This is a genomic window from Mycobacterium sp., assembly GCF_049683935.1.
Lineage (GTDB): Bacteria > Actinomycetota > Actinomycetes > Mycobacteriales > Mycobacteriaceae > Mycobacterium.
Genome location: NZ_JBAUJR010000095.1, coordinates 1 through 8,560 on the forward strand (window position 1 = coordinate 1; position 8,560 = coordinate 8,560).

12 protein-coding genes are annotated in these 8,560 nt (G+C 66.9%); 10 read left to right on the forward strand and 2 right to left on the reverse strand.

Annotated elements, in window-relative coordinates; all coding sequences use genetic code 11:
* Positions 1–551, forward strand: a 551-nt coding sequence (locus WA965_RS05245; RefSeq protein ID WP_526447193.1) for a TetR/AcrR family transcriptional regulator, incomplete at its 5' end; no start/stop codon positions are given.
* Here WA965_RS05245 and WA965_RS05250 read toward each other — a convergent pair.
* Positions 529–1,782: a cytochrome P450 gene (locus WA965_RS05250; RefSeq protein ID WP_526302952.1), complete on the reverse strand. Its 1,254-nt coding sequence runs from the start codon at positions 1,780–1,782 to the stop codon at positions 529–531. The two genes, WA965_RS05245 and WA965_RS05250, sit on opposite strands and share 23 nt — an antisense overlap.
* A gap of 169 nt (positions 1,783–1,951) precedes the next feature.
* Here WA965_RS05250 and WA965_RS05255 point away from each other — a divergent pair, with 169 nt between their 5' ends.
* Positions 1,952–3,505 carry a carboxylesterase/lipase family protein gene (locus WA965_RS05255; protein ID WP_526302961.1) on the forward strand — a complete coding sequence of 518 codons (1,554 nt, stop codon included), beginning with the start codon at positions 1,952–1,954 and terminating at the stop codon, positions 3,503–3,505.
* Here WA965_RS05255 and WA965_RS05260 read toward each other — a convergent pair.
* Positions 3,498–3,971: a PaaI family thioesterase gene (locus WA965_RS05260; protein ID WP_526302953.1), complete on the reverse strand. Its 474-nt coding sequence runs from the start codon at positions 3,969–3,971 to the stop codon at positions 3,498–3,500. The two genes, WA965_RS05255 and WA965_RS05260, sit on opposite strands and share 8 nt — an antisense overlap.
* A 305-nt stretch (positions 3,972–4,276) precedes the next feature.
* On the opposite strand from WA965_RS05260, the gene rpsJ reads away from it, so the two are divergent.
* The 8 genes from rpsJ to rpsC all read left to right on the forward strand — a co-directional run.
* Positions 4,277–4,582 carry a 30S ribosomal protein S10 gene (rpsJ, locus tag WA965_RS05265; protein ID WP_003883485.1) on the forward strand — a complete coding sequence of 102 codons (306 nt, stop codon included), beginning with the start codon at positions 4,277–4,279 and terminating at the stop codon, positions 4,580–4,582.
* Positions 4,583–4,595: 13 nt separating this feature from the next.
* On the forward strand, positions 4,596–5,249 hold the full coding sequence (gene rplC / locus WA965_RS05270) for a 50S ribosomal protein L3 (RefSeq protein WP_526302954.1): 654 nt from the start codon (positions 4,596–4,598) through the stop codon (positions 5,247–5,249).
* On the forward strand, positions 5,249–5,911 hold the full coding sequence (gene rplD / locus WA965_RS05275) for a 50S ribosomal protein L4 (RefSeq protein ID WP_526302955.1): 663 nt from the start codon (positions 5,249–5,251) through the stop codon (positions 5,909–5,911). Before rplC ends, rplD begins: the two co-directional genes overlap by 1 nt.
* Positions 5,911–6,213 (forward strand): 50S ribosomal protein L23, encoded by a 303-nt coding sequence (rplW, locus tag WA965_RS05280; RefSeq protein ID WP_526302956.1) that lies wholly within the window; start codon positions 5,911–5,913, stop codon positions 6,211–6,213. Before rplD ends, rplW begins: the two co-directional genes overlap by 1 nt.
* A gap of 42 nt (positions 6,214–6,255) precedes the next feature.
* Positions 6,256–7,095, forward strand: coding sequence for a 50S ribosomal protein L2 (rplB, locus tag WA965_RS05285; RefSeq protein ID WP_526302957.1), 840 nt, complete (start codon positions 6,256–6,258; stop codon positions 7,093–7,095).
* 12 nt (positions 7,096–7,107) lie between these two features.
* Complete coding sequence (gene rpsS, locus WA965_RS05290) at positions 7,108–7,389, forward strand: 30S ribosomal protein S19 (RefSeq protein WP_003892827.1); 282 nt, start codon at positions 7,108–7,110, stop codon at positions 7,387–7,389.
* Positions 7,386–7,898, forward strand: coding sequence for a 50S ribosomal protein L22 (gene rplV, locus WA965_RS05295; protein WP_526302958.1), 513 nt, complete (start codon positions 7,386–7,388; stop codon positions 7,896–7,898). The genes rpsS and rplV overlap by 4 nt, the downstream gene beginning before the upstream one ends.
* A partial coding sequence (gene rpsC, locus WA965_RS05300) for a 30S ribosomal protein S3 (protein WP_526447195.1) occupies positions 7,898–8,560 on the forward strand: 663 nt, incomplete at its 3' end. The genes rplV and rpsC, both read left to right, overlap by 1 nt.

The following is an 8,560-nucleotide window of genomic DNA, read 5'->3' on the forward strand; positions in this document are numbered from 1 at the left end:
CCGTCGACGCCGTCACCCGCAGCGCCAACGTGGCGCGGGCCACGCTGTACCGGCACTTCCCCAGTGCGAATGATCTTGTGGCAGCGGCATTCATGAGCCTCATTCCGCCACCGCCGATGCCACCGGCCGACGGTGGCCTACGGGACCGGTTGATCTCGATCGTCGTCGAGTGGGCCGAGGCGATCGCGGACGCGCCGACCACCCTGACCGCAATGGCGTGGCTGTCGCTTGGGCCGGACATCGCCCAGGTGCCCAACGCCGGGCACCCGGGCGCGGGCAGTCAGGAGGTGCTCTCGCTGCGCGAGAGAATCGCCGAACAGTACTCGGCACCGTTCGACGCGATCTTCGACGGGCCGCAGGCCGCCGCCGAGTTACGCCCTGTCGACAGGCCGATGGCGTTTGCGCTGCTGATCGGCCCGCTGGCCTTCGGCCGGATCAGCACCTTGGCCGATTTTGACTACCGGGCGGTGGCGATCGCCGCGGTCGACGGCTTCCTGGCCAACTTCGCCGCACCGCCCGACGCCGAAATCACCTCAGCGAGTAGCGAATAGGAAGATGCTTGAGGCCGCCGACGAACGTGGTGGCCGACAACTCGGGCTCGCCCGCCAGCTCGATCGACTCCAGTCGAGGCAGCAATTCGGTGAACAGGCTGTTCATCTCCATCCTCGCCAGCGCCGCACCGAGGCAGAAGTGCACGCCGTAGCCGAACGCCAGATGCTTGTTCGGGTCGCGGCCCACGTCGAAGCGGAACGGGTCGGCGAAGACGTCTTCATCCCGGTTGGCCGAGACGTATGCCAGATACACCGACTCGCCCTCGGCGATGGGCACTCCGCGGATCTCGGTGTCGGCGGTCGCGGTACGCATGAACTCCTTCACCGGCGTGGTCCACCGGATCATCTCCTCGACCGCGGTACCCATCAGGCTCGGATCGTTCTGCAGGCGGGCGAGTTGATCCGGGTTGTCGATGAGGGCGCGCAGTCCGCCCGAGATGGCGTCTTTGGTGGTGTCGTGGCCCGCGCTGGCGACGATCACGTAGTAGGAGACGGTGTCCATGTCCGACATCGGCTCGCCGTTGATGGTGCCGTTGGCGATCGCCGAGGCCAGATCGTCGGTGGGGTGCTCCCGGCGGGAGGCGGTCAATGCCGAGAAGTAGGCGAAGAAGTCCATCAACACGGCCAACAGGTCTTCGGTGGTGCCCTCGCCACGCTTGTGCTCGGTGTCGTCGCCGCCGAACATCTCCTGAGTGAGCTTGAGCATCCTGGGGAAGTCGTCCTCGGGAAGACCGAGGAGCGAAAGAATCACGTACAGCGGGTAATTGACCGCGATGTCGGTGACGAAGTCGCATTCGGGACCGATGTCGCGCATCCGGTCTACGTACCGCCTGGCCAGTTCGTCGACGCGCACCTTGAGGTCGCGCATCGCCTTGGGCCGGAACCAGTCGGCGCCGATCTTGCGCACGTCGCGGTGGTGCGGGTCGTCCATGTGGATGAGCGTCCGCAGACCGATGCCGGCGTCCTGCTGCTGCCTCATCACGTCATCGGCCTCTGCCGGGGCGAGCAACGGGCGCGGGCCGCTGACGAAGAGTTCGTTGTCGCGCTCGATCGCCATGATGTCGGCGTGTCTGGTGATCGCCCAGAACGGCCGGTACGGCGGATTGTCCACCCACGCGACGGGTTCGTTGGCCCGCAGATGGGCCAGTGCCGCGTGCAGTCGGTCGTCGTCGGCATAGGCCGCCGGATCAGCCAGAACCTTCGCGGCATCGTCCGTCGTGGGTGTGCTCATGCGGTCTCCTCGTCGGGCTGTCAGCGACTTGACGGGTGTCAACTCGACAGTCTATGTGACGGGCGCCACGTGACGGAAGGGAGGCCGGGTGAGATCACCACTAGGCTCGGATCCTGTGGCGCCCACTTCGGTACTCCGTCGCATCGGGTGCCTGCTGGTAGCGGTGACGATGATCGCCGGGTGCACCCGGTGGGCACAGGATCCGCCCGCCGTGCACTCCGATCCGGCGGTGGTGCAGACCGCGGCTGGGATGGTGCGGGGCGTCGTCGCCGAAGACCACCGGCTGTTCGCCGGAATCCCTTATGCGGCACCGCCCGTCGGTCCGTTGCGCTGGCAGCCGCCGGCGCCGGCGCCGACATGGGACGGGGTGCGTGATGCGACCCGGTTCGGTCCACGGTGCCCCCAGCCACTCGAAGGTGACATCGAGTTGGGCCGCCAGACCGACGAGGACTGCCTCAATCTGCACGTCTGGACCCCGTCATCGGCTTCCGATTCCGGCGCGGCGCCACTGCGTCCGGTGATGGTGTGGATCCACGGCGGCGCATTCGTCACCGGAACCGCCGCGGCCTACGACGCGCGCCGTCTGGTCGCCCGCGGCGACATCGTCGTCGTGACGATCAACTACCGATTGGGCGCCCTGGGGTTTCTGGCGCACCCCGCCCTCGGGCCCGCGGGCGAGGTGGGCAACTACGGTCTGGCCGATCAGCAGGCGGCGCTGCGGTGGGTGCGCGACAACATCGAAGCCTTCGGCGGCGACCCCGGCAGGGTCACCGTGGCGGGTGAGTCCGCAGGCGGCATGTCGGTGTGCGACCACCTCGTCGCCCCGGACTCGCAGGGGTTGTTCGGCGCGGCCCTCATCCAGAGCGGTCCGTGCCAGGCTCAACTGGCGCTGCCGGCCGCGGAACGCATCAGCGTCGACTACGCGCGCGACGCCGGGTGCGGCGATCCGGCGGTCGCGGCCGAGTGTCTGCGGTCGCTGCCGGTCAACGAGCTACGAGAACCGGTGCGGTACTACCGGATCGGAGACGACGCGCTGAGCGGTCCGGTCACCGGCACTTCGATCCTGCCGCGGGATCCGATGGTGACTTTCGCCGACGGCGGCGCGGCCCGGGTGCCGGTCGCGATCGGCAGCAACCGAGACGAGTTCACCTTGTTCATGGCACTCGAGTACCTGCGGGGGATAGAACTGCTGCCCGAGGACTATCCGCGGGCGTTGGCGGACGCATTCGGTACCGATGCGGCTGCGGTAGCCGACCGCTACCCGCTGGACCGATACGACGACAGCGCGCCGCTGGCCTACTCGGCCGCCGTCACCGACGCCGACTTCGCCTGTGTCGACGAGCGCATCGGTGACGACCTCGCACGGCACTCGCCGGTGTACGCCTACGAGTTCAACGACCGGCGGGCGCCGGCCCCGGAGCCGTTTCGCACCCTGCCCTTCCCTGTCGGCGCAAGTCACTCGCTGGAGCTGCGGTATCTGTTCGACATCGGTGGTGCGCCGGACCTGGACCCCGCCCAGCAGGCGCTGTCCGACCAGATGATCGATTACTGGAGCGCATTCGTCAGCACCGGCACACCGAATGGCGACGGCCTACCCGACTGGCCTGAGGTCGGAGACGATCCGGCGGCCGGACAGCGGTTGTCGCTCGAACCCGACGCCATCAGGGTGGTCGACGACTTCGAGCAGGTGCACCAGTGCGCGTTCTGGGAGAACCTCAGATAGGAGTGACCCAGGTGGTGATCTGGGCCCGGACCACCTCGGAGCCACTGCGGTCGGTGACGCTGACGGGTACGACGACGTCGACGCCGTCGGTGATCGCGTCGAAGTCGGGTACCTCGATACGCGCGGTGGCGCGCAGCGATGTCGTGGCCTTCTGCAGGTACTCCACGGTCATCGCCTTCGGGATCCAGCGGTGCGTCGTGGGCACGGTCGCCTCCATGAGCATGCCCATCGCCATCTCGGCGGCGTTGCAGGATGCGATCGCGTGCACGGTGTGCAGGTGGTTGTAGACGAAGAACCACTTCGGCACGTCGACTTCCGCCAGGCCGGGTTCCATCCGTCTGACGTGGGGCAGCACCGAGGCGAAGTACGGCACCCGCGCCATGGCCGCGACCGAGAACACCCGGCTGCCCGTTGGTAGTCTCTCCAGTCGCTGCCACATGCGATACGTGGTGGTCGAGGCGGTCATCCGGTCTACCTTACTTGTCGGTAAGATAGGAGCTCGAACGCCCACCTCCGAAGATTTGGAGGAGGCTCGGTCCGTCAGGCATACTGTTCGGGTTGCCTTGAGCCGGGTTCGCCTGGCCGGGCATGCGACCAGCGCCTTCACGGGCGCATCCGGTCCCAACCTCGATCGTGACGGATTTCCGCCGCTTTCGAGTCTGCGCGAGGGCGACACACCCGACCGCGGGGGTCGGTGGACCACAGACAGGTAAACAGCGGCGGCACAGCCAGGCCCGAGTTCGGGCCCGTTAGTAGTGAGGTAGGAGAAGCGTGGCGGGACAAAAGATCCGCATCAGGCTCAAGGCCTACGACCATGAGGCGATCGATGCCTCAGCGCGCAAGATCGTGGAGACGGTCACCCGGACGGGCGCCAGTGTGGTCGGCCCTGTACCGCTGCCGACCGAGAAGAACGTGTACTGCGTCATTCGGTCCCCGCACAAGTACAAGGACTCGCGGGAGCACTTCGAGATGCGTACGCACAAGCGGCTGATCGACATTCTCGACCCGACCCCGAAGACCGTTGACGCTCTGATGCGCATCGATCTGCCGGCCAGCGTCGACGTCAACATCCAGTAGGAGATTCCAGAACATGGCACGCAAAGGCATTCTGGGCACCAAGCTGGGAATGACGCAGGTGTTCGACGAGAACAACAAGGTCGTCCCAGTAACGGTCGTCAAGGCCGGTCCCAACGTGGTGACCCGTATCCGCACCCCCGAGCGCGACGGCTATAGCGCCGTGCAACTCGCCTACGGCGAGATCAGCCCGCGCAAGGTGAACAAGCCGGTCACCGGTCAGTACGCGGCCGCCGGGGTCAACCCGCGCCGTCATCTCGCCGAGTTCCGGCTCGAAGACGAGGCATCGGCCGCGGAGTACGAGATCGGCCAGGAGCTGACCGCCGAGATCTTCGCCGACGGAAACTACGTCGACGTGACCGGCACCTCCAAGGGCAAGGGCTTCGCCGGCACCATGAAGCGTCACGGCTTCAAGGGCCAGGGCGCCAGCCACGGTGCGCAGGCAGTGCACCGTCGGCCCGGCTCGATCGGTGGCTGCGCCACCCCGGGTCGCGTCTTCAAGGGCACCCGCATGTCCGGCCGGATGGGTAGCGATCGGATCACGACGCAGAACCTGAAGGTGCACAAGGTCGACGCCGAGAACGGCGTGCTGTTGATCAAGGGCGCCATCCCCGGTCGTAACGGTGGACTGGTAGTTGTCCGCAGCGCAATCAAGCGAGGCGAGAAGTAATGACTGTGAAGATTGATGTACGGACGCCGGCAGGCAAGAAGGACGGCAGCGTTGAGTTGCCCGCCGAGCTGTTCGACGTGGAGCCCAACATCGCGCTGATGCACCAGGTGGTCATCGCGCAGTTGGCCGCCAAGCGTCAGGGCACGCACTCGACCAAGACCCGTGGTGAGGTCTCCGGCGGTGGCAAGAAGCCGTACCGGCAGAAGGGCACCGGCCGCGCCCGTCAGGGTTCGACCCGCGCGCCGCAGTTCGCCGGTGGCGGCGTGGTGCACGGCCCTCAGCCGCGTGACTACAGCCAGCGCACCCCGAAGAAGATGATCGCCGCCGCACTGCGTGGCGCGTTGTCCGACCGGGCGCGCAACGAGCGCATCCACGCGATCACCGAGCTGGTGGCCGGTCAGACCCCGTCGACCAAGAGCGCCAAGTCGTTCCTGGCGACATTGACCGAGAGCAAGAAGGTGCTCGTCGTGATCGGCCGTGCCGATGAGGTGGGCGCCAAGAGCGTTCGCAATCTGCCTGGCGTGCATGTGATCTCGCCGGATCAGCTGAACACCTACGACGTGCTCGACGCCGACGACGTGATCTTCAGCGTGGAGGCACTGAACGCCTACATCGAGGCCAACACAGCCAATACCAAGCAGGATCAGGAGGTTTCGGCCTGATGGCTACCGTGACGGACCCCCGCGACATCATCCTGGCCCCGGTCATCTCCGAGAAGTCGTACGGACTGATCGAGGACAACGTGTACACGTTCGTCGTGCACCCGGACTCGAACAAGACCCAGATCAAGATCGCGATCGAGAAGATCTTCAAGGTCAAGGTCGACTCGGTGAACACGCTGAACCGGCAGGGCAAGCGCAAGCGCACCCGGGCCGGATACGGCACGCGCAAGAGCACCAAACGAGCGATCGTCACCCTGGCCGCGGGCAGCAAGCCGATCGACCTGTTCGGAGCGCCCGCTTAGGCCCCGGCCGGCAGGCAGAACTGGCAAGAGGACTCAACAGACATGGCAATTCGCAAGTACAAGCCGACGACCCCGGGCCGCCGCGGCTCCAGCGTCTCCGACTTCGCCGAGATCACTCGTGATCATCCGGAGAAGTCGTTGGTGCGGCCGCTGCACGGCAAGGGTGGACGTAACGCGCACGGCCGGATCACGACGCGGCACAAGGGCGGCGGGCACAAGCGCGCCTACCGGGTGATCGACTTCCGTCGCCACGACAAGGACGGCGTCAACGCCAAGGTCGCGCACATCGAGTACGACCCGAACCGCACCGCGAACATCGCGCTGCTGCACTTCCTGGACGGCGAGAAGCGCTACATCATCGCGCCGTACGGCCTCAAGCAGGGCGACATCGTGGAGTCGGGGGCGAACGCCGACATCAAGCCGGGCAACAACCTGCCGCTGCGCAACATCCCTGCCGGCACCGTCATCCACGCCGTGGAGCTGCGGCCCGGCGGTGGTGCCAAGATGGCGCGCTCCGCGGGGGCCAGCATCCAGCTGCTCGGCAAGGAAGGCACCTACGCGTCACTGCGTATGCCGTCCGGTGAGATCCGCCGCGTCGACGTCCGCTGCCGCGGCACCGTCGGCGAGGTCGGCAACGCCGAGCAGGCGAACATCAACTGGGGCAAGGCCGGCCGGATGCGGTGGAAGGGCAAGCGCCCCACCGTCCGCGGTGTCGTGATGAACCCGGTCGACCACCCGCACGGCGGTGGCGAGGGCAAGACCTCCGGTGGTCGTCACCCGGTCAGCCCGTGGGGCAAGCCGGAAGGCCGCACCCGCAAGCCGAACAAGCAGAGCGACAAGCTCATCGTCCGACGCCGGCGCACCGGCAAGAACAAGCGCTAGGAGAACCCAGCGATGCCACGCAGCCTGAAGAAGGGCCCGTTCGTCGACGACCATCTCCTCAAGAAGGTCGACGTCCAGAACGAGAAGAACACCAAGCAGGTCATCAAGACCTGGTCCCGTCGGTCGACCATCATCCCTGACTTCATCGGGCACACCTTCGCCGTCCACGACGGTCGCAAGCACGTCCCCGTGTTCGTCACCGAGGCGATGGTCGGGCACAAGCTGGGCGAGTTCGCTCCCACCCGCACCTTCAAGGGTCACATCAAGGATGACCGGAAGAGCAAGAGGCGATGAGTACCACGATCGAATATCCGTCCGCGACGGCTGTGGCGCGTTTTGTGCCCATCTCGCCGACGAAGGCACGCCGGGTGATCGACCTGGTCCGCGGCAAGAGCGTCGAGGCAGCCCTCGACATCCTGCGGTGGGCGCCGCAGTCCGCCAGCGATCCGGTCGCCAAGGTGATCGCGAGCGCTGCGGCCAACGCGCAGAACAACGAGGGCCTCGATCCGGCCACGCTCGTTGTCGCCACCGTGTACGCCGACGGGGGCCCCACCGCCAAGCGCATCCGGCCGCGCGCGCAGGGTCGCGCCTTCCGGATCCGCAAGCGCTCCTGCCACATCACCGTGATCGTCGAGAGCAGGCCGCCTCGCGAGAAGGGCGCCAGGACGTCCGCCTCGGCGGCCAACTCCCGCTCGCGGCGCGCGCAGGGCAGCAAGGCTGCCGCTGCCAAGGCCACGCCGAAGAAGGCCACCGAGACCACATCGACCGAGGCTTCGGCAGAAGCGAAGGAGGGCTCAGAGTAGTGGGCCAGAAGATCAACCCCCACGGCTTCCGGCTGGGCATCACCACCGACTGGAAGTCCCGGTGGTATGCCGACAAGCAGTACGCCGACTACATCAAGGAAGATGTGGCCATCCGCAAGCTGCTGGCCACCGGCCTGGAGCGCGCCGGCATCGCCGATGTGGAGATCGAAAGGACCCGCGACAGGGTTCGAGTCGACATCCACACCGCGCGGCCCGGCATCGTGATCGGCCGCCGCGGCACCGAGGCCGACCGCATCCGCACCGACCTGGAGAAGCTGACCAAGAAGCAGGTCCAGCTCAACATCCTCGAGGTGAAGAACCCCGAGTCGGTCGCGCAGTTGGTGGCCCAGGGTGTCGCCGAACAGCTGAGCAACCGCGTGGCGTTCCGCCGCGCGATGCGCAAGGCGATCCAGTCGGCGATGCGTCAGCCGTCCGTCAAGGGCATCCGGGTGCAGTGCTCGGGTCGCCTTGGCGGCGCCGAGATGAGCCGCTCGGAGTTCTACCGCGAAGGTCGCGTCCCGCTGCACACGCTGCGCGCGGACATCGACTACGGCCTCTACGAGGCCAAGACCACCTTCGGCCGCATCGGTGTGAAGGTGTGGATCTACAAGGGCGACATCGTCGGCGGCAAGCGTGAGGCCGTCGCCGCAGCGCCCGCAGGC